Origin of the sequence: Burkholderia semiarida (assembly GCF_029268935.1) — a bacterium.
Lineage (GTDB): Bacteria > Pseudomonadota > Gammaproteobacteria > Burkholderiales > Burkholderiaceae > Burkholderia > Burkholderia semiarida.
The window spans coordinates 1,751,951-1,770,866 of the sequence record NZ_JAHLCL010000007.1 but is presented as its reverse complement, the minus strand read 5'-3'; the positions used below and the strand labels follow the sequence as shown (position 1 = coordinate 1,770,866).

Here is an 18,916-nt window from a genome sequence, read left to right as displayed (position 1 = left end):
GCCGCATCGAACGCCACCGATCGACGCATCGCGATGCAGAGAAACTTGGCGAACCGGTGCCAACAGGTGTATAAATTAAACCTATCGCCTGTATATCTCTGATTGACCCACAATGACGCTGACTGAATTGAAATACATCGTCGCAGTCGCGCGCGAGCGGCATTTCGGCCGTGCGGCCGAAGCGTGCTTCGTGAGCCAGCCGACGCTATCGGTGGCGATCAAGAAGCTCGAAGACGAGCTCAACGTGCAGATTTTCGAGCGCGGCGCGAGCGAAGTGAGCGTGACGCCGATCGGCGACCAGATCGTCACCCAGGCGCAGCGCGTACTCGAGCAGACTTTCGCGATCAAGGAGATCGCGAAGCAGGGCAAGGACCCGCTCGTCGGCCCGTTCCGCCTCGGCGTGATCTACACGATCGGGCCGTACCTGCTGCCGACGCTCGTCAAGCAGATGATCCAGCGGGTGCCGCAGATGCCCCTGATGCTGCAGGAGAACTACACGCTGAAGCTGCTCGAACTGCTGAAGCAGGGCGAGATCGACGCCGCGATCATGGCGCTGCCGTTCCCCGAAACCGGCCTGATGGTGCGGCCGCTGTACGACGAGCCATTCGTCGTCGCGCTACCGGCCGGCCATCCGTGGGAGAAGCGCGACGAAATCGACGCCGAGGACCTGAAGCAGGAAACCATGCTGCTGCTCGGCAACGGCCACTGCTTCCGCGATCACGTACTCGGCGTGTGTCCGGAGCTGATGCGCTTCTCGCAGACGGCCGACGGCATCCAGAAGACCTTCGAGGGCTCGTCGCTCGAGACGATCCGCCACATGGTCGCGAGCGGCGTCGGCATCACCGTGCTGCCGCGGATGTCGGTCGCCGAGATCGGCCCGCGCGCGAACGGCCCGGATGCCGAGCTGTTGTCGTACGTGCCGTTCAACGAACCGGTGCCCGACCGCCGCGTCGTGCTCGTATGGCGCAAGAGCTTCACGCGGATGCCGGCGATCGACGCGATCAGCGACGCGATTGCCGCGTGCGAGCTGCCGGGTGTCGCGAAGCTCGACATGCCGGCCACGATGAACTGACGCGCGTTGTGCATGCGTGTGTGGCAGCGTGATGAACGGGGTCGTGCGACCCCGTTTATTTTTCCCTATCAAATAGATAAAATTTATTAAATTCAAATAATTGATAGATTTATATAGAATCCTCACCATGGATCGGCATCGAGCCGACGTGCGGGATGCACGTTGAATGCAAGCGTCAAAGGAGGATGTCATCATGCGGTCGGTATTGCAGCACGCGCAGTGGAACGTCCCGTCGCGCGGGACAATCGTGCATCGCGCCAGGGCGGCGGTCCGCAGCCTGCGTCCGATTGCATTCGCGTACCTGGCGGATCGTGTGTATGGCGGATGAGTGCCGCCCCGCGCCGGTCCTGTGTTCCCCCGATTCACCTGCGGTCAAGCCATGACGGAGCATCGCATGTCCGATACCGGAAAAAACACCCGCCTCACTGGCACGACGGCAGCCGGCGGCCGCTTCCCCGAGCGCCCCGCCTGCGGCGCGCGACAGCGGGAACGCGTGCGGAAGGCCGCGCACGACGTCCGGTAGCGCGACAGGAGAATCCGCCCGTTCTGTTTCTTACCCCCCGCAATGCTCCACGAACCGCGCCCGGCACGTGGGGGCCTACGAGCAAGTAAAGGAGAAAAAGCATGTCGAACGAATCGAAGTGCCCGTTCAACCACACCGCAGGCAGCGGCACGACGAACAAGGACTGGTGGCCGAATCAGCTGAACCTGAACGTGCTGCATCGGCATTCGGCGCTGTCCGATCCGATGGACCCGGATTTCGACTACGCAGAAGCGTTCAAGAAGCTGGATCTCGCCGCGGTGAAGCAGGACCTGCACGCGCTGATGACGACCTCGCAGGACTGGTGGCCGGCCGACTTCGGCCACTACGGCGGCCTGTTCGTGCGCATGGCGTGGCACAGCGCCGGCACCTACCGCACGGCCGACGGCCGCGGCGGCGCCGGCGGCGGGCAGCAGCGCTTCGCGCCGCTCAATAGCTGGCCGGACAACGTCAGCCTCGACAAGGCCCGCCGCCTGCTGTGGCCGATCAAGCAGAAGTACGGCCGCAACATCTCGTGGGCCGACCTGCTGATCCTGACCGGCAACGTCGCGCTCGAATCGATGGGCTTCAAGACCTTCGGCTATGCCGGCGGCCGCGTCGACACGTGGGAGCCGGACGACGTCTACTGGGGCTCGGAAAAGATCTGGCTGGAACTGAGCGGCGGCCCGAACAGCCGCTACACCGGCAAGCGCGAGCTCGAAAGCCCGCTCGCCGCGGTGCAGATGGGCCTCATCTACGTGAACCCGGAAGGCCCGGACGGCAACCCCGACCCGGTGGCCGCCGCGCACGACATCCGCGAGACGTTCGCGCGCATGGCGATGAACGACGAGGAAACGGTCGCGCTGATCGCGGGCGGCCACACGTTCGGCAAGACGCACGGCGCCGGCCCGGCCTCGAACGTCGGCCCCGAGCCGGAAGCCGCGGGCATCGAGCAGCAGGGCCTCGGCTGGAAGAGCACGTTCGGCACGGGCAAGGGCAAGGACACGATCACGAGCGGCCTCGAAGTCACGTGGACGTCGACGCCGACGCAGTGGAGCAACGATTTCTTCAAGCACCTGTTCAGCTACGAATGGGAGCTCACGAAGAGCCCGGCCGGCGCGCACCAGTGGGTCGCGAAGGATGCCGACGAAGTGATTCCCGATGCGTACGACGCGTCGAAGAAGCATCGCCCGACGATGCTGACGACCGACCTGTCGCTGCGTTTCGACCCGGCCTACGAAAAGATCTCGCGCCGCTTCTACGAGAACCCGGCCGAGTTCGCCGACGCGTTCGCACGCGCATGGTTCAAGCTCACGCACCGCGACATGGGCCCGCGCTCGCGCTATCTCGGCCCGGACGTGCCGGCGGAACACCTGCTGTGGCAGGACCCGATCCCGGCCGTCGATCACCCGCTGATCGACGCCGCCGACGTCGCCGCGCTCAAGGCGAAGGTGCTGGCCACCGGCCTGTCGGTGTCGCAGCTCGTGTCGACCGCATGGGCGTCGGCGGCGACGTTCCGCGGCTCGGACAAGCGCGGCGGCGCGAACGGCGCGCGCATTCGTCTCGCGCCGCAGAAGGACTGGGAAGTGAACCAGCCGGCGGCGCTCGCGGCGGTGCTCGAAACGCTCGAAGGCGTGCGGAAGGCGTTCAACGATGCGCAGACGGGCGGCAAGAAGGTGTCGCTGGCCGACCTGATCGTGCTGGCCGGCGCGGCCGGCGTCGAGCAGGCGGCGAAGAACGCGGGTGTCGCGATCACGGTGCCGTTCGCGCCGGGCCGGATGGATGCGTCGCAGGAAGAAACCGACGTCGACGCGATGGCCGTGCTCGAGCCGGTGGCGGACGGGTTCCGCAACTACCTGAAGCACGCGTACAAGACGCCGGCCGAGGCGCTGCTGGTCGACAAGGCGCAGTTGCTGACGTTGACGGCGCCGGAGATGACGGTACTCGTCGGCGGCCTGCGCGTGCTCGGCGCGAACGTCGGCGACTCGAAGCACGGCGTGTTCACCGACCGTCCGGGCACGCTGACGAACGACTTCTTCACGAACCTGCTCGACATGGGTACGGAGTGGAAGCCGGTGTCGGGCGCGAACGACGTGTTCGAGGGGCGCGACCGTGCGACGGGCGCGGTCAAGTGGACGGGCACGCGCGTCGACCTGATCTTCGGCTCGCACTCGCAGTTGCGCGCGCTGGCCGAGGTGTACGGCAGCGCGGATGCGAAGGAGAAGTTCGTGCGCGACTTCGTCGCCGCCTGGAACAAGGTGATGAACCTCGACCGCTTCGATCTCGCGTGAACCCGGCCGCATCCTGATGCGGTGATGCAGTCACGCAGTAACGTGAAGCGGCCGGTCGAACGACCGGCCGTTTCTTCTCTGAACGATGTCTTGTCGAAGGAGTGACGATCATGACCCAGATGATGCTCAACGTGCGCGCCGCGGCGTCGCCCATTCTGCGATCGCCGGTCGAGCTGGCGCGTTACACCGTTGGCTTCGCGATCGTCGTCGGCGGGGCGGCGGAACTGGTCTCGCAGGCGCTGCACGTGCTCGGGCCGTTCATGTCGATCGCCGGCGGTTGAGTGCGGCGACGCCTTCGCGACGTTAAACTGGCGAGTCGCGAACGGATGCCGCGCGACGCGGCATGCGGCTTGCTCGACGCATTTTCGCCGGTTCAACATTTCGAATGAGGAGTCTCGAAGATGGCCAAGAAAGGCAACGCCACGCAAATCAACATCGGTATCAGCGACAAGGACCGCAAGAACATCGCGGACGGCCTGTCGCGCCTGCTTGCCGATACGTTTACGCTGTACCTGAAGACCCACAATTTCCACTGGAACGTGACCGGACCGATGTTCAACACGCTGCACCTGATGTTCGAGGAGCAGTACAACGAACTGTGGCTCGCGGTCGATTCCGTTGCCGAGCGCATTCGCACGCTGGGCGTCGTCGCGCCCGGCACGTTCGCCGATTTCGCGAAACTGTCGTCGGTGCCCGAAGCGAAGGGCGTGCCGGCCGCCGAGGACATGATCCGCCAGCTCGTCGAAGGGCACGAGGCGGTCGTGCGCACCGCGCGCGAGATCTTCCCGATCGCCGACGCGGCGAGCGACGAGCCGACCGCCGACCTGCTGACCCAGCGTCTGCAGACGCATGAAAAGACCGCATGGATGCTGCGGTCGCTGCTCGCGTAAGCTTCGCGCTGCCGCGGACTTCAGGCCGGCCCGATGCCGGCCGGTCTCGAATCTGTCCCCTGATCGATGCGTGCGACCGTGTGGCCACGCGCGGCGGGCCTCGGCGGCCAGCCGGCCCGCCTCGGCCGCTGGCCGCGGGTCGCGCCGACATGACGCGGAGCCCCGCTCGGCTCTAAAATGCCGGGATTCCCTTCCCGGTGCTTCACCATGCTTGCCCGCTTTCCCCTGTATCTGCGGCTCGTCCGGATGGACAAGCCGATCGGCAGCCTGCTGCTGCTGTGGCCGACGCTCAACGCGCTGTGGATCGCATCGGACGGCCACCCGCGCTGGCCGCTGCTCGTAATCTTCGTGCTCGGCACGCTGCTGATGCGCTCGGCCGGCTGCGCGATGAACGACTACGCCGACCGCGATTTCGACCGCCACGTGAAGCGCACGGCCGACCGGCCGCTGACGTCGGGCAAGATCCGGGCGTGGGAAGCCGTCGCGATCGCGGTCGGGCTGTCGTTCATCGCGTTCCTGCTGATCCTGCCGCTCAATACGCTGACGAAGGAACTGTCGGTCGTCGCGCTGTTCGTCGCCGGTTCCTATCCGTTCATGAAACGCTTCTTCGCGATTCCGCAGGCGTATCTGGGCATCGCGTTCGGCTTCGGCATCCCGATGGCGTTCGCGGCCGTGCAGGACACGGTGCCGGTGCTTGCGTGGGTGATGCTGGTCGCGAACATCTTCTGGTCGGTCGCGTACGACACCGAATATGCGATGGTCGACCGCGACGACGACATCAAGATCGGCATCCGCACGTCGGCGCTGACGTTCGGCCGCTTCGACGTCGCGGCAGTCATGCTGTGTTACGCGGTGACGCTCGGCATCTACGTGTGGATCGGCGCGACGCTCGGCTTCGGCCTTGCGTACTGGGTGGGTTGGGCGGCGGCGGTCGGCTGCGCGCTGTATCACTACACGCTGATCAAGGATCGCGAACGGATGCCGTGCTTCGCGGCGTTCCGCCACAACAACTGGCTCGGCGGCGTGTTGTTCGCGGGCATTGCCGTGCAGTACCTGCTGGCCGGTCATTGAACGGCGCTGCGCGTGTCTTTGCACGCAATGCTGGACGTAAAAAAGCGACCGTCGGGCCGCTTTTTTTACGTCCAGCGCCGGCAAAACCGGCGCCGCCGTCGCGCTTACGCGCGGCCGAGCTCGTCGCCCATTTCCTTCGCGCGCGCTTCGGCCGCGAGCGCGCCGCGCACGATCGCTTCCTTCACGCCCTGCGCGTCGAACGCCGCGAGCGCGGCGGCCGTCGTGCCGCCTTTCGACGTCACGCGTTCGCGCAGCACGCTCGCCGGTTCGCCCGACTGCGCGGCGAGTTGCGCGGCGCCGGTGAACGTCGCGACCGCGAGCGCACGGCCCTGCTCGTCGTTCATGCCGAGGCGGCGCGCGGCTTCCTGCAGCGCTTCGATGAAATAGAACACGTACGCGGGGCCGCTGCCCGAAATCGCGGTGACCGCGTCGAGCTGCGATTCGTCGTCGAACCATACGATCTCGCCGACCGCGCCGAGCACGCTCGACGCGAGTTCGCGGCCCGCGGCGTCGACGCCCGGCAGCGCGGCCAGGCCCGTGACGCCCATGCCGACCAGCGCGGGCGTGTTCGGCATCGTGCGCACGACGCGCGCGTAGCCGCCGAGCCAGCGGGCGAGATCCGTGCCGCGGATGCCGGCCGCGATGCTGATCACGAGTTGCGATTTCAGGTGCGGCGCGAGCGCCTGTGCGACGTCGTGCAGCACCTGCGGCTTCACCGCGAGCACGATCGCGTCGTAATCGGCGAGCGCCGCGTCGATCGCCGCGCCGGTGCGCACGCCGAATTGCTGCGCCGCGCGTGCCCGGACTTCTTCGTTGACGTCGATGGCATACAGGCCGTCCGCGGCGACGCCGCGCTTGATCAGGCCGCCGATCAGGGCCGCGGCCATGTTGCCGCCGCCGATGAATGCGATTTTCATGATGTCGGGAATGAGCGAGTGAATGAACGGAAAGGCGGAAAAGGGCGCGGCGTTCAGTGCGCGTAATCGCGCGCGCCGAAGATCGCGGTGCCGACGCGCACGATCGTCGCGCCTTCGAGCACGGCCGCCTCGAGATCGGCGGACATGCCCATCGACAGCGTGTCGAGCGGCAGGCCGTCGGCGCGCAACGCGTCGAACAGCGCACGCAGCGCGCGATGCGGCGCGCGTTGCGCGTCGGTGTCGCCGGCCGGTTCGGGAATCGCCATCAGCCCGCGCAGCCGCAGCGACGGCAGCGCGGCGACCGCCCGCGCGACCTCCGCCACGTCGGCCGGCGCGACGCCGCTTTTCGACGCCTCGCCGCTGATGTTCACCTGCACGCACACGTTGAGCGGCGGCAGGTGGGCGGGGCGCTGTTCCGACAGGCGCTGGGCGATCTTCAGCCGGTCGACCGAATGGACCCAGTCGAAGCGCTCGGCGACGGGGCGCGTCTTGTTCGATTGCAGCGGCCCGATGAAATGCCATTCGAGGCTCGCGCGCAGGTCGGCGAGCGCGTCGATCTTGTCGATCGACTCCTGCACGTAGTTTTCGCCGAACGCGCGTTGCCCGGCCGCATGCGCGGCGCGCACGTCGTCGGCCGGAAACGTCTTCGACACGGCGAGCAGCGAGACGGTGGCGGGGTCGCGGCCGGCCGCGCGGGCGGCGTCGGCGATGCGGCGGTGAACGGAGTCGAGACGGGCGGCGAGATCGGACATGACGGGCACGAAAGCGGGCACGGAGGCAGCACGGAAGCGGGTATGAAGCCGATGCGCGGCGACGCGCCGCGCATCGATCCGCTCATTATACGGAAGGCGCGCGCCGGCACGTCGCGCGCGTGAACAGGCCCTAACCGTACAGCAGATGCTCGACGAGCTGGACCCAGTGGGCGACCGGCACCTGCGTGCCGCTTTGCAGATGCGCGATGCAGCCGATGTTCCCGGACACGATCATCTGCGGCTCGAGCGCTTGCAGCTTCAGCAGCTTCTGCTTGCGCAACCGGTACGACAGCGTCGGCTGCGTCAGCGAGTAGGTGCCGGCCGAGCCGCAGCACAGGTAGCTGTCGGCCGGCAGCCGCACGTCGATGCCTAGCGTCTCCAGCAGGCGCTCGACCTTGCCGCGCGACTGCTGGCCGTGTTGCAGCGTGCACGGTGGGTGATAGGCGACCGTATGGATCGCGCGGCGCCGCGCGATCGTCGCGAGCTCGGCCTCGAACGCGAGCAGCACGTCGGAGATGTCGCGGGTCAGCGACACGATGCGCCGGGCCTTCTCCGCGTAGGCCGGATCGTCGCGCAGCAGGTGCGCGTATTCGAGCACCGTCGCGCCGCAGCCCGACGCGTTCATCACGATCGCCTCGACGCCCTGTTCGACGTGCGGCCACCACGCGTCGATGTTGCGGCGCGCATCGTCGAGCGCCTCGTCGTGATAGTTCAGGTGCAGGCGAATCGCGCCGCAGCAGCCCGCGTCGGGCGCGACGACCGTCTCGATGCCGAGCGCGTCGAGCACGCGTGCGGTCGCGATGTTGATGTTCGGCAGCATCGACGGCTGCACGCAGCCGCCGAGCATCAGCATCTTGCGCGTATGCGTGCGGTGCGGCCATTCGAGCAGCCGCGTGCGCGGCGGCACCTTGTCGCGCAGCCGCTTCGGCAGCAGCGGCCGCACGTGCTGGCCGAGCCGCATCACCGGCGAGAACAGCGCCGCGTTCGGCACGACGCTCGCGAGCACGCGGCGCATCAGTCGCTGCTGCGCGGGGCGCTGCACCTGCGCCTCGACGTGCTTGCGCCCGATCTCGACGAGCCGGCCGTACTGAACGCCGGACGGGCAGGTCGTCTCGCAACTGCGGCACGTGAGGCAGCGGTCGAGATGCTGTTGCGTGCTGCGCGTGACGGCCGCGCCCTCGACCATCTGCTTGATCAGGTAGATGCGGCCGCGCGGGCCGTCGAGTTCGTCACCGAGCAGTTGATAGGTCGGGCAGGTCGCGGTGCAGAACCCGCAGTGCACGCACTTGCGCAGGATCGCGTCGGCCTCGTCGCCGTCGGGCGTGTTGCGGATGAAATCGGCGAGGTTCGTTTGCATCCAGCCCTCAGAGTTCAGGGTAAAGCCGGCCGCGATTGAAGATGCGCGCGGGATCGAACGCGCTCTTCAGCCCGCGGTGGATCTTCATCATCGGCGCGGGCAGCGGCGTGAACACGCCCGCGCTGCGGTCGTAGGTGTCGCCCGCGCGGAACAGCGTCGCATGGCCGCCGGCCTGCTTCGCGCTCATGCGCACGGTTTGCGCGTCGGCGTCGGTGATCCACCAGCGCTGCGCGCCGCCCCATTCCATCAACTGGGTGCCGGGCAGGTGCATCGGTTCGGTGATCGACGGCAGCGACAGGCGCCACAGCGCATAGCCGGGCGGGATGCCGTTGAAGAACGGATCGGTGTGCTCACGCACGCCGGACCAGAAGCGCTCGGCCTCGACCGCGTCGACGACCTCGCCGCCGAGCAGCGTTTTCGCGGATTTCACCGCGGCTTCCGCGCCCGACAGGCGCAGCACGAGCGTGCCGTTGCGCCACGCGCTCGCGCTCACGGGCAGCGGATGGCCGCCCCATTCGTTGAGCTTGCGCACCGCGTCGGTCGCGGTCATCTCGAACTTCAGCGTGACTTCGGCGACGGGCATCGGCAGCACCTTGATCGACAGGTCGAGCATCAGCCCGAGCGTGCCGAGCGCGCCGGCCATCAGCCGCGACACGTCGTAGCCGGCGACGTTCTTCACGACCTGCCCGCCGAAGCGCAGCATGTCGCCGCGGCCGTTCATCAGCGTGACGCCGAGCACGAAATCGCGCGGGGCGCCGCAGGTGGCGCGGCGCGGGCCCGCGAGCCCGGCCGCGACGCAGCCGCCGACGGTGGCCGCGCGGCCGAAATGCGGCGGCTCGAACGGCAGCATCTGGCCGCACTCGGCGAGGACGGTTTCAAGCTGCGCGAGCGGCGTGCCGGCGCGGACCGTGACGACGAGTTCGGCCGGGTCGTACGACACGATGCCCTGAAACGCACGCGTGTCGAGTATTTCGCCCTCGAGCGCCTGGCCGTACCAGTCCTTGGTGCCGCCGCCGCGAATCCGCAGCGGCCGGCCGTCGGCACTGGCGGCGCGGATGCGCTCGGCCCATCCGGCGACGATGTCGTCCTCTTCCATGTTCCGTTGCTTTCTCGTCTCGTTGTCCGGTCGATTGTACCGGGGTGGCGCGATTGCACATCGCGACTATCCCTAAGCCCCATCGCGGTTGCGGCACGCCGGCGCCGGCGCGCGAACGCGCCGAGCGGGTACGGCAGAGCCCCGTACCGCGGCCGCCGATGCGCGCCGCGGCCCGCACGCCGCTCAGAAGCGCGGCAGGTCGGGGTGTGGCAGCAGCCCGCCGCGCACGTGCTGGCGGCCATATTCGGCGCAGCGCGCGCGGGTGGGGATGCCCTTGTCCGGGTTCAGCAGCCCGGCCGGATCGAACGCGCGCTTGACCGCGAAGAACGCGTCGCGCTCCTGCGGCGAGAACTGCACGCACATCGAATTGAGTTTTTCGATGCCGACACCGTGCTCGCCCGTCACGCTGCCGCCGAATTCCACGCAGCATTCGAGGATTTCCGCGCCGAACTGCTCGGCGCGGTGCAGTTCGTCCGGATCGTTCGCGTTGTACAGGATCAGCGGATGCATGTTGCCGTCGCCGGCATGGAACACGTTGATGCAGCGCAGCCCGTAGCGCGTCTCGAGCTGCTCGATGCGCGCGAGCAGCGGGCCGATCGCGCGGCGCGGCACGGTGCCGTCCATGCAGTAGTAATCGGGGGAAATGCGGCCGGCGGCCGGGAACGCGTTCTTGCGGCCGGACCAGAAGCGCAGCCGCTCGTGTTCGTTGCGCGACACCTGGATGCGCGTCGCGCCGTGCTCGCGCAGCACGGCCGTCATCCGCACGATTTCCTCGGCGACTTCTTCCGGCGTGCCGTCCGATTCGCACAGCAGGATCGCCTTCGCGTCGAGGTCGTAGCCCGCGTGCGTGAACGCCTCGACGGCCTGCGTGGCCGGCTTGTCCATCATCTCGAGCCCGGCCGGGATGATGCCCGACGCGATGATCGCAGCCACTGCCTCGCCGCCTTTCACCACGTCGTCGAAGCTCGCCATCACGAGCTGCGCGGTCTGCGGCTTCGGGATCAGCCGCACCGTCACCTCGGTGACGATCGCGAACATCCCTTCGCTGCCGATCATCACCGCGAGCAGGTCGAGGCCCGGCATGTCGAGCGCGAGCGAACCGAATTCGACGATCTCGCCGTCGATCGTCACCGCGCGCACGCGCATCACGTTGTGCACGGTCAGCCCGTATTTCAGGCAATGGACGCCGCCGGAATTTTCCGCGACATTGCCGCCGATCGTGCAGGCGATCTGCGACGACGGATCGGGCGCGTAATACAGGCCGTACGGCGCGGCCGCTTCCGAGATCGCGAGATTGCGCACGCCCGGCTGCACGATCGCCGTGCGCGCGTACGGGTCGACTTCGACGATACGCGTGAAGCGCGCGAGCGACAGCACGACGCCGAGCGCGATCGGCAGCGCGCCGCCCGACAGGCTCGTGCCGGCGCCGCGCGGCACGATCGGCACTTCCATGCGGCGGCAGATCTGCACGATCCGCTGCACCTGCGACTCCGTCTCCGGCAGCGCGACCGCGAGCGGCAGCCGGCGGTAGGCGGACAGGCCGTCGCATTCGTACGGCGCCGTATCCTCGTCGCGGTACAGCAGGCAGTGGGTCGGCAGCACGGCCATCAGCGCCTGCACGATTTCGCGCTGGCGCTGCGCGCGGGCGGCGCTCGACAGTTCGACGGGAGCGTTCATGGGGTCTCCTGCGTGGGGCGCGACGTCGCGCCGCCGTGTCAGCACGTGAAAATCTTGCCCGGATTCATCAGATTGCGCGGATCGAGCGCGAGCTTGATCGCGCGCATCGTGTCGATCGCGTTGTCGCCGTGCTCCTTCGGCAGGAAGCGCATCTTGTGCAGCCCGACGCCGTGCTCGCCGGTGCAGGTGCCGCCCAGGCGCAGCGCACGCTCGACGATCCGGTCGTTGATGTGTTCGGCTTCGGCGAGCTCCTCGGGCTTGTCGGGATCGATCAGGATCGCGACGTGGAAATTGCCGTCGCCGACGTGGCCGACGATCGGGCAGGGCAGCGACGACGCACGCAGGTCGACCTCGGTTTCCTCGACGCACGCGGCGAGCTGCGAGATCGGCACGCATACGTCGGTCGTCACCGCGCGGCAGCCGGGCTTCAGCTGAAGCATCGCGAAATACGCGTTGTGGCGCGCGGACCAGAGCCGCGTGCGATCCTCGGGGCGCGTCGCCCATTCGAAGCCCTGGCCGGCGTTCTGGCCGGCGAGCGCCTGCACGAGTTCGGCCTGTTCCTTCACGCCGGCCTCGGTGCCGTGGAATTCGAAGAACAGCGTCGGCGCTTCGGCGAGCGTCAGGTTCGAGTGACGGTTGATCGAGCGCACCGCGAGTGCATCGACGAATTCGACGCGCGCGATCGGCACGCCGATCTGGATCGTCTCGATCACTGTGCGCACCGCGTCACCCATGGTCGGGAACGTGCAGATCGCGGCCGACACGGCCTCGGGCAGCGGGTGCAGGCGCAGCGTGATCTCGGTGATCACGCCGAGCGTGCCTTCGGACCCGACGAACAGACGCGTGAGGTCGTAGCCGGCCGACGACTTGCGCGCGCGCGAGCCGGTTTTCACCACGCGGCCGTCCGCGAGCACCGCGGTGAGGCCGAGCACGTTCTCGCGCATCGTGCCGTAGCGCACGGCGTTGGTGCCGGAGGCGCGGGTCGCGGTCATCCCGCCGATGCTGGCGTCGGCGCCCGGATCGATCGGGAAGAACAGGCCGGTGTCGCGCAGCGCGTCGTTGAGCGCCTTGCGCGTGATGCCCGGCTCGACCGTCACGGTCAGGTCTTCGGCGTTGATCGACAGCACACGGTTCATTTCCGACAGGTCGAGCGACACGCCGCCGCGTACCGCGAGCAGGTGGCCTTCGAGCGACGAGCCGGCGCCGTACGGGATCAGCGGCACGCCGTAGAGCGAGCACAGCGACACGACTTCGCGCACGTCGTCGGTGCTGCGCGCGAACACGACGGCGTCGGGCAGTTGCGGGTCGAACGGGGATTCGTCGCGGCCGTGATGGGCGCGGACCGCGTCGGCGGTCGACACGCGCTCGCCGAAGGCGGCGCGCAGCGCATCGAGCATGGCGGGGGGCAGCGGGCGGCGCGTGGCGGCCGGCGGGGCAGGGTGATTCACGAATGTCTCCTGACTGCTTGTCGTACTGTCGGCTCATTCTACGCCGTAACGTCCGCTGCGCCTCGCGCCGCGGGCTGCGATAATCGCGTTCCAGCCAACCGGGCCGCGTGGCGGCCGCGCACGAGAGGACATTCGCATGGGCAACCGCTTGAGCAAGATCGCGACGCGCACGGGCGACGACGGCACCACCGGCCTCGGCGACGGACGGCGCATCGGCAAGGACGACGCGCGGATCGCCGCGATCGGCGACGTCGACGAACTGAACTCAAATCTCGGCGTGCTGCTGGCCGAGGCGCTGCCGGACGACGTGCGCACCGCCCTCGTCACGATCCAGCACGACCTGTTCGATCTCGGTGGCGAGCTGTGCATCCCCGGCCACGCAGTGCTCGACGATACGCATCTCGCGCGCCTCGACCAGTGGCTCGCCGACTACAACGCGACGCTGCCGCCGCTGAAGGAATTCATCCTGCCGGCCGGCTCGCGCGCGGCGTCGCTCGCGCACGTCTGCCGAACCGTGTGCCGCCGCGCGGAGCGCTCGATCGTCGCCCTCGGGCGCGGCGACACGCTCAATGATGCGCCGCGGCGGTACGTGAACCGGCTGTCCGACCTGCTGTTCGTGCTGGCGCGCGTGCTGAACCGCGTCGACGGTGGCGCCGACGTGCTGTGGGAGCGCGGGCGCGTCCGCTAGCCAACCGTCACGCTTGTTGCGCGCTGCGACAATTTGCCCGAGGGGTGTTCGTTTTTAAACAAGTATCGTATGTGCATGTTTAACGGAGAACGAACATGACCCACCTCACCGCCGACCAGATGGCCCGTGTGAAGGCCACCGCCCCCGTCCTCGCCGAGCACGGCGCGACGATCACGAAGCACTTCTACCAGCGCATGTTCGCGCGTCATCCGGAACTGAAGAACCTGTTCAACCAGACGCACCAGAAGACCGGCAGCCAGCCCGAGACGCTCGCGAAGGCCGTCTATGCGTATGCGGCGAACATCGACAATCTGGGTGCGCTGGGCGGCGCAGTGTCGCGCATCTCGCACAAGCACGCGAGCCTGAACATCCGTCCCGAGCATTACCCGATCGTCGGCGAGAACCTGCTCGCGGCGATCGTCGAAGTGCTCGGCGACGCGGTCGATGCCGGCACGCTCGAAGCGTGGCGCGTCGCGTACGGCCAGCTCGCGCAGATCCTGATCGGCGCCGAGGCCGACCTGTACGCGAATGCCGCGTGGAGCGGCTTCCGCCCGTTCAAGGTCGCGCGCAAGGTGCGTGAAAGCGACGAGATCACGTCGTTCTACCTGACGCCCGCCGACGGCGGCGAAGCGCCGACGTTCGAGCCGGGCCAGTACATCACGGTGAAGCGCTTCGTCGGCGATCTCGGCGTCGACCAGCCGCGTCAGTACAGCTTGTCCGACGCGCCGCATGGCAAGTGGCTGCGCATCTCGGTGAAGCGCGAGGCCGGCAAGCCGGAAGCGATCCCGGCCGGCAAGGTGTCGACGCTGATGCACGACGGCGTGGAAGAGGGCGCGATCGTCGAGGCGACCGCGCCGATGGGGGACTTCTCGCTGAAGCGCGAGGCCGATACGCCGGTCGTGCTGATCTCCGGCGGCGTCGGCATCACGCCGATGATGTCGATGGCGTCGACGCTGATCGCCGAAGGCAGCAAGCGCGACGTGCGCTTCATCCACGCATGCCGTTCGGGCGCGGTGCACGCATTCCGCGACTGGTTGAACGACGCGGTGCGCGAGCATGCGAACGTCAAGCGCACGGTGCTGTACGAGCTGGTCGGCCCGAACGATCGCGCGGGTGTCGATCACGACCTCGAAGGCCGCCTCACGCAGGAGCGTGTGAAGCAGTACGCGCTGGTGCCGGATGCCGATTACTACATCTGCGGCCCGATCGCGTTCATGAAGGCGCAACGCGACGCGCTGGTCGCCCTCGGCGTCGCGCCGGAACGCGTGAACACGGAAATCTTCGGGTCGGGCGCGCTCGAGTGAGGTCCGGCGGCCGGTTTCGGCCAATGCAACGATGCAATGACGAAGCCCGGCGCGAGCCGGGCTTTTTACTTGCGGCGCCTTGGGGCGACTTCAGGCGCGCAACATCAGCGTTGCGTGGTAGCGCCACATCTTCGGATCGGCACTGACGAGCGGCATGCCTTCATGGAGTGCCTGCGCGACCATCACGCGGTCGAACGGATCGGCATGGTCCGGGAAATCCGGCAACGCGGCGACTGCCTCGGCGTGATCGCTGCTGATCGGCAACTCCGCAAAACCTGCCAGCCGAAATGCCGAACGCGCATCTCTCGGATGGACGGGCAGATTGCCTTTGCGGTACTTGATCGCGATTTCCCAAATCGACGCGGCGCTGACGTACAGCGTGTTTTGGGGATGTTCGATCAATGCGGCCGCGGCTGCCGAAAGTTGCGGTGCGCCTTCGGCCGCCCAGAGCGCGATGTGCGTATCGAGCAGCAGCTTCACGGTGCAAGCCCTTGGTCCGAGCTGGCATCGAAGTCGGCGGCGATCGATTCATCGCCGGCATTGAATGCCTCGACGCTTGTCGGAATGTTCAGTCCGGCAAGCAACTGACGGGCTGCGCCGATCCGCTTCGGCGCGGTGTACGGAACGATCCGGGCGACCGGATGACCATTGCGGGCGATCACGACTTCGGCTTCGCGCCCCGATTCAAGCGCTTCCACGAGGCTGGAAAGCCGCGACTTGGCATCGTGCATGTTGACGGTCGACATGATCGATCCTCTGGTTAGCTAGATGATGTTAGCTAGTCTAGCAGAGCAACACGCCGACCGCAGGCCGGCCGTATGGCCAATTCGGCGCCAGGCGGGGCCATACGATCAACCTGGCGGCGTTTCTTCAGTTCCCGCTGCCGCGCGCGACGCGCCGCGCCTTCACCGATTCCGCGAGGCCTTCGAGCACCTTCACGCTGTCGTCCCACGCGATGCACGCGTCGGTGATGCTCTGGCCGTAGGTCAGCGCGCAGCCTTCCTTCAGGTCCTGGCGGCCCTCGACGAGGTGCGACTCGATCATCACGCCGACGATGCGCTCGTCGCCGGCCGCGATCTGGCGGCCGATGTCCGCGCACACGGGGATCTGGTTCTCGTGCTTCTTCGAGCTGTTCGCGTGGCTTGCGTCGATCATCAGGCGCGCGGCGAGGCCGGCCTTGCCGATGTCCGCGCACGCGGCGTTCACGCTGTCCGCGTCGTAGTTCGGCGCCTTGCCGCCGCGCAGGATCACGTGGCAGTCCTCGTTGCCGGCCGTCGACACGATCGCCGAATGGCCGCCCTTCGTCACCGACAGGAAATGGTGCGGCTGCGACGCGGCCTTGATCGCGTCGACCGCGATCTTCACGTTGCCGTCGGTGCCGTTCTTGAAGCCGACCGGGCACGACAGCCCCGATGCCAGCTCGCGGTGCACCTGCGACTCGGTCGTGCGCGCGCCGATCGCGCCCCACGAGATCAGGTCGGCGATGTACTGCGGGCTGATCATGTCGAGGTATTCGGTCGCGGCCGGCAGCCCCATTTCGTTGATCTGCAGCAGCAGCTCGCGCGCGGTACGCAGCCCTTCGTTGATCTTGAAGCTGTTGTCCAGATGCGGATCGTTGATGAGCCCCTTCCAGCCGACCGTCGTGCGCGGCTTCTCGAAGTACACGCGCATCACGATTTCCAGTTCGCCCTTGAAGCGCTCGCGCTCCTTCACGAGCCGGCCCGCGTATTCGATCGCCGCCTTCGTGTCATGGATCGAGCACGGCCCGATCACGACGATCAGCCGGTCGTCCATCCCGTGCAGGATGCGGTGCATCGACTGGCGCGCGTGGTAGATCAGCTCGGACGCGGCTTCGGAGCACGCGAATTCGCGGATCAGGTGGGCGGGCGGCGTCAGTTCCTTGAGTTCGCGAATGCGGACGTCGTCGGTGTTGTGCGGGGGCATGCTGTTTCTCCTTGGTTCCGGGCGCCGTTCGGTCAGTGCGCGTGCGGCAGATTCATCAATTCAGGCAATTCAGTGGTGCCGGTCGGGGCTGCGGGCCGCTGCGGCGGCGACCGGCTGGCGAAGGGCGAAAAAAAACCGCCGGGTTCGCCGGCGGTTTTTTCGGGAATTTCGGTTGCGCTTCACGCGCCATCAACCCTCTCGATCCGCCAGCGGTCTGAGATACCAAAAAAAGTAAAAGTAAAACTTGGCGGACATGACGGAAATTCGGCTCGTCAAAAAAGTTGATTCGGAATTTATACCCGGTCAGCGCGCGGCTGGCAACCGGGGGTGCTCAAAAATGCGGACAATCCGCGCATTTTCATCGAAATGCGCGGATTGTCTGCGCCGCGATGCAGTTATGCCGTACCGCCGACCGTCATCTTGTCGATCCGCAGGGTCGGCTGGCCGACGCCGACCGGCACGCTCTGGCCTTCCTTGCCGCATACGCCGACGCCCGTGTCGAGCGACATGTCGTTGCCGATCATGCTCACGTACTTCAGCGACTCCGGGCCGCTGCCGATCAGCGTCGCGCCCTTCACCGGGTAGGTGACCTTGCCGTTCTCGATCATGTACGCCTCGGATGCCGAGAACACGAACTTGCCGTTCGTGATGTCGACCTGGCCGCCGCCGAAGTTCACCGCGTACAGGCCGTTCTTCACCGACGCGATGATTTCCTGCGGATCCTTGTCGCCGTTGAGTTCGTCATGCGCGGCATCGGCAGCGCCGCGTACGACTCGCGCCGCGCGTTGCCCGTGACCGGCATCTTCATCAGGCGCGCGTTCAGCGTGTCCTGGATATAGCCCTTCAGGATGCCGTCCTCGATCAGCGTCGTGCACTGCGTTGGGTTGCCTTCGTCGTCGATGTTCAGCGAGCCGCGGCGGTTCGGCAGCGTGCCGTCGTCGACCACCGTCACACCCTTCGCGGCGACCTGCTCGCCGATCCGGCCCGCGAACGCGGACGAGCCCTTCCGGTTGAAGTCGCCTTCGAGTCCGTGGCCGATCGCCTCGTGCAGCAGCACGCCCGGCCAGCCCGGGCCGAGCACGACCGTCATCGCGCCGGCCGGCGCGGGGCGGGCGTCGAGGTTGACGAGCGCCGCGTGCACGGCGTCGTCGACGTAGCGCGACAGGACTTCGTCGGTGAAGTAGCCGTAGTCGAAGCGGCCGCCGCCGCCGCCCGAGCCGATCTCGCGGCGGCCGTTCTGTTCGGCGATCACCGTGACCGACACGCGCACGAGCGGGCGGATGTCGGCCGCGAGCGCGCCGTCGCTGCGCGCGACGAGCACGACGTCGTATTCGCCGGCGAGGCCGGCCATCACCTGCGTGACGCGCGGGTCGCGCCCGCGCGCCATCTGTTCGATGCGTTCGAGCAGCTTGACCTTGGCCGTCGCGTCGAGCGACGCGAGCGGGTCGGACGGCAGGTACAGGTCGCGGCCCGAGATGCCCGTCAGCGACGTGGCTGCCTTGATCTTCTGTCGGCCGCCGCCGGCCGCCGCGATCGCCTTGGTGGCGGCAGCGGCTTGCGCGATCGCTTCGGGCGACAGGTCGTCCGAGTACGCGAACGCGGTGCGGTCGCCCGCGACCGCGCGTACGCCGACGCCCTGGTCGATGCTGAAGCTGCCCGATTTGACGATGCCTTCCTCGAGGCTCCATGCCTCGCTGCGGGTCGCCTGGAAATACAGGTCCGCGTAATCGACGCGATGCGTGAAGATGTCGGCGATCGTGCGCGTGAGCAGGCTTTCGTCGAGGCCGTACGGCGTGAGCAGGATGTCCTTCGCCAGCGCGAGGTTGCGGATGCCGGGTTCGATGATGTTCATGCGGATATCGGGAGTTCTCAAAAAAGTTGTCGGGTGC

General features: G+C 67.5%; 16 protein-coding genes and 1 pseudogene. 7 read left to right on the top strand and 10 right to left on the bottom strand.

Going from position 1 to position 18,916, the window contains the following annotated elements; all coding sequences use genetic code 11:
- Positions 1–112 precede the first annotated feature (112 nt).
- The 5 genes from KPB06_RS21200 (at position 113) to ubiA (ending at position 5,844) form a co-directional block, all read left to right on the top strand.
- Complete coding sequence (locus KPB06_RS21200) at positions 113–1,072, top strand: LysR substrate-binding domain-containing protein (protein WP_006754461.1); 960 nt, start codon at positions 113–115, stop codon at positions 1,070–1,072.
- Between the two features lie 624 nt (positions 1,073–1,696).
- Complete coding sequence (gene katG / locus KPB06_RS21195; RefSeq protein WP_275906292.1) at positions 1,697–3,883, top strand: catalase/peroxidase HPI; 2,187 nt, start codon at positions 1,697–1,699, stop codon at positions 3,881–3,883.
- 110 nt (positions 3,884–3,993) lie between these two features.
- Positions 3,994–4,164, top strand: a complete 171-nt coding sequence (locus KPB06_RS21190; RefSeq protein ID WP_185716491.1) for a hypothetical protein — start codon at positions 3,994–3,996, stop codon at positions 4,162–4,164.
- Positions 4,165–4,284: 120 nt separating this feature from the next.
- Entirely contained in the window at positions 4,285–4,773 is a 489-nt protein-coding gene (gene dpsA, locus KPB06_RS21185) for a non-specific DNA-binding protein DpsA (protein WP_059574306.1), read from the top strand.
- A gap of 207 nt (positions 4,774–4,980) precedes the next feature.
- A complete protein-coding gene (gene ubiA / locus KPB06_RS21180; protein WP_059574305.1) occupies positions 4,981–5,844 on the top strand; it encodes a 4-hydroxybenzoate octaprenyltransferase in 864 nt (287 codons plus the stop codon).
- Positions 5,845–5,948: 104 nt separating this feature from the next.
- Here ubiA and proC read toward each other — a convergent pair whose 3' ends face one another.
- The 6 genes from proC to KPB06_RS21150 all read right to left on the bottom strand — a co-directional run bounded on the left by proC (position 5,949) and on the right by KPB06_RS21150 (position 13,091).
- The gene (gene proC / locus KPB06_RS21175) at positions 5,949–6,761 is read right to left on the bottom strand and encodes a pyrroline-5-carboxylate reductase (protein ID WP_059574304.1); all 813 of its coding nucleotides are present in this window, start codon (positions 6,759–6,761) and stop codon (positions 5,949–5,951) included.
- A 53-nt stretch (positions 6,762–6,814) separates the two neighbouring features.
- Positions 6,815–7,513 carry a YggS family pyridoxal phosphate-dependent enzyme gene (locus KPB06_RS21170; RefSeq protein ID WP_059574303.1) on the bottom strand — a complete coding sequence of 233 codons (699 nt, stop codon included), beginning with the start codon at positions 7,511–7,513 and terminating at the stop codon, positions 6,815–6,817.
- A 130-nt stretch (positions 7,514–7,643) separates the two neighbouring features.
- Positions 7,644–8,870 (bottom strand): glycolate oxidase subunit GlcF, encoded by a 1,227-nt coding sequence (glcF, locus tag KPB06_RS21165; RefSeq protein WP_059574302.1) that lies wholly within the window; start codon positions 8,868–8,870, stop codon positions 7,644–7,646.
- A gap of 7 nt (positions 8,871–8,877) precedes the next feature.
- Positions 8,878–9,966 carry a glycolate oxidase subunit GlcE gene (gene glcE / locus KPB06_RS21160; protein ID WP_059574301.1) on the bottom strand — a complete coding sequence of 363 codons (1,089 nt, stop codon included), beginning with the start codon at positions 9,964–9,966 and terminating at the stop codon, positions 8,878–8,880.
- A 183-nt stretch (positions 9,967–10,149) separates the two neighbouring features.
- Complete coding sequence (locus KPB06_RS21155) at positions 10,150–11,643, bottom strand: FAD-linked oxidase C-terminal domain-containing protein (RefSeq protein WP_059574300.1); 1,494 nt, start codon at positions 11,641–11,643, stop codon at positions 10,150–10,152.
- A 38-nt stretch (positions 11,644–11,681) separates the two neighbouring features.
- Complete coding sequence (locus tag KPB06_RS21150; protein ID WP_059574299.1) at positions 11,682–13,091, bottom strand: FAD-binding oxidoreductase; 1,410 nt, start codon at positions 13,089–13,091, stop codon at positions 11,682–11,684.
- Positions 13,092–13,227: 136 nt separating this feature from the next.
- Between KPB06_RS21150 and KPB06_RS21145 the strand changes: the two genes are divergently transcribed.
- Together KPB06_RS21145 and hmpA are read left to right on the top strand one after the other, a co-directional pair.
- Positions 13,228–13,779, top strand: a complete 552-nt coding sequence (locus tag KPB06_RS21145) for a cob(I)yrinic acid a,c-diamide adenosyltransferase (protein ID WP_059574298.1) — start codon at positions 13,228–13,230, stop codon at positions 13,777–13,779.
- Positions 13,780–13,874: 95 nt separating this feature from the next.
- Positions 13,875–15,083, top strand: a complete 1,209-nt coding sequence (hmpA, locus tag KPB06_RS21140) for an NO-inducible flavohemoprotein (RefSeq protein ID WP_059574297.1) — start codon at positions 13,875–13,877, stop codon at positions 15,081–15,083.
- Between the two features lie 90 nt (positions 15,084–15,173).
- On the opposite strand, the gene KPB06_RS21135 is transcribed toward hmpA, so the two are convergent.
- The 4 genes and pseudogenes from KPB06_RS21135 to tldD form a co-directional block, all read right to left on the bottom strand.
- On the bottom strand, positions 15,174–15,563 hold the full coding sequence (locus tag KPB06_RS21135) for a type II toxin-antitoxin system VapC family toxin (RefSeq protein WP_059574296.1): 390 nt from the start codon (positions 15,561–15,563) through the stop codon (positions 15,174–15,176).
- The gene (locus KPB06_RS21130; RefSeq protein ID WP_059574295.1) at positions 15,560–15,829 is read right to left on the bottom strand and encodes a type II toxin-antitoxin system Phd/YefM family antitoxin; all 270 of its coding nucleotides are present in this window, start codon (positions 15,827–15,829) and stop codon (positions 15,560–15,562) included. The genes KPB06_RS21135 and KPB06_RS21130 overlap by 4 nt, the downstream gene beginning before the upstream one ends.
- Positions 15,830–15,953: 124 nt before the next feature.
- Positions 15,954–17,027 carry a 3-deoxy-7-phosphoheptulonate synthase AroG gene (gene aroG, locus KPB06_RS21125; protein ID WP_059574294.1) on the bottom strand — a complete coding sequence of 358 codons (1,074 nt, stop codon included), beginning with the start codon at positions 17,025–17,027 and terminating at the stop codon, positions 15,954–15,956.
- Positions 17,028–17,422: 395 nt separating this feature from the next.
- A pseudogene (gene tldD / locus KPB06_RS21120) lies at positions 17,423–18,879 on the bottom strand (metalloprotease TldD).
- Positions 18,880–18,916: the final 37 nt, after the last annotated feature.

What these genes read in the sequence shown, in the direction of transcription:
- KPB06_RS21200 (WP_006754461.1), top strand. Translation starts at nt 113, where the DNA reads ATGACGCTGACTGAATTGAAATACATCGTCGCAGTCGCGCGCGAGCGG.
- katG (WP_275906292.1), top strand. Translation starts at nt 1,697, where the DNA reads ATGTCGAACGAATCGAAGTGCCCGTTCAACCACACCGCAGGCAGCGGC.
- KPB06_RS21190 (WP_185716491.1), top strand. Translation starts at nt 3,994, where the DNA reads ATGACCCAGATGATGCTCAACGTGCGCGCCGCGGCGTCGCCCATTCTG.
- dpsA (WP_059574306.1), top strand. Translation starts at nt 4,285, where the DNA reads ATGGCCAAGAAAGGCAACGCCACGCAAATCAACATCGGTATCAGCGAC.
- ubiA (WP_059574305.1), top strand. Translation starts at nt 4,981, where the DNA reads ATGCTTGCCCGCTTTCCCCTGTATCTGCGGCTCGTCCGGATGGACAAG.
- proC (WP_059574304.1), bottom strand. Translation starts at nt 6,761, where the DNA reads ATGAAAATCGCATTCATCGGCGGCGGCAACATGGCCGCGGCCCTGATC.
- KPB06_RS21170 (WP_059574303.1), bottom strand. Translation starts at nt 7,513, where the DNA reads ATGTCCGATCTCGCCGCCCGTCTCGACTCCGTTCACCGCCGCATCGCC.
- glcF (WP_059574302.1), bottom strand. Translation starts at nt 8,870, where the DNA reads ATGCAAACGAACCTCGCCGATTTCATCCGCAACACGCCCGACGGCGAC.
- glcE (WP_059574301.1), bottom strand. Translation starts at nt 9,966, where the DNA reads ATGGAAGAGGACGACATCGTCGCCGGATGGGCCGAGCGCATCCGCGCC.
- KPB06_RS21155 (WP_059574300.1), bottom strand. Translation starts at nt 11,643, where the DNA reads ATGAACGCTCCCGTCGAACTGTCGAGCGCCGCCCGCGCGCAGCGCCAG.
- KPB06_RS21145 (WP_059574298.1), top strand. Translation starts at nt 13,228, where the DNA reads ATGGGCAACCGCTTGAGCAAGATCGCGACGCGCACGGGCGACGACGGC.
- hmpA (WP_059574297.1), top strand. Translation starts at nt 13,875, where the DNA reads ATGACCCACCTCACCGCCGACCAGATGGCCCGTGTGAAGGCCACCGCC.
- KPB06_RS21130 (WP_059574295.1), bottom strand. Translation starts at nt 15,829, where the DNA reads ATGTCGACCGTCAACATGCACGATGCCAAGTCGCGGCTTTCCAGCCTC.
- aroG (WP_059574294.1), bottom strand. Translation starts at nt 17,027, where the DNA reads ATGCCCCCGCACAACACCGACGACGTCCGCATTCGCGAACTCAAGGAA.